A 535-nucleotide genomic window follows, 5' to 3' on the forward strand; every position below is an offset into this window, starting at 1 on the left:
GGCAGCTTCACGCCCCTGGTGCGCCTGAGCACCACGGCCAGCGGCGACCCCCAAGACGAGCCCCACCTGCTGGTGCAAGCCATCACCGCAGGCCTGCCCGACCAGGACGACCCCAACCACACGCCGGCCCTGGCCCTGATGCAAACCATGCTCAGCGCCATGCCGCGCGACATGCAGCAAGACGCAGCCCGCCACCTGCGCCACACCCTGGACCACGGCCTGCCGCCCAGCGCCCAGGCCATGCTGGGCGAACAGGCAGACAGCACTACACGCCTGCTCAGCGGCATGCAGGCCAAGCTGCAGGAACAGGAAAAAGAACAGCACGCCCGCATCGCCATCCACCACTACCACTGTGACCACCTGGGCACGCCCATGGCGCTGACGCACCAGACCGGCCAGGTGGCCTGGGCCGCCAAGCTGGACCCCTGGGGCAATGTGCTGCAGGAGTACAACCCGCAGGGCCTGCACCAGGCGATCCGGCTGCCGGGGCAGCACCATGACAGGGAAACGGGGCTGTATTACAACCGGCATCGGT

Annotated in this window: 1 protein-coding gene; it reads left to right on the top strand. The window is 68.4% G+C overall.

Features of this window, described 5'->3' with window-relative positions; translation table 11 throughout:
* On the top strand, positions 1-535 hold a 535-nt coding region (locus AC57B5_RS00400), incomplete at both ends, for an RHS domain-containing protein (protein WP_496398500.1).

This window comes from Delftia sp. BGA-UO-ETr-SB1, assembly GCF_059567865.1.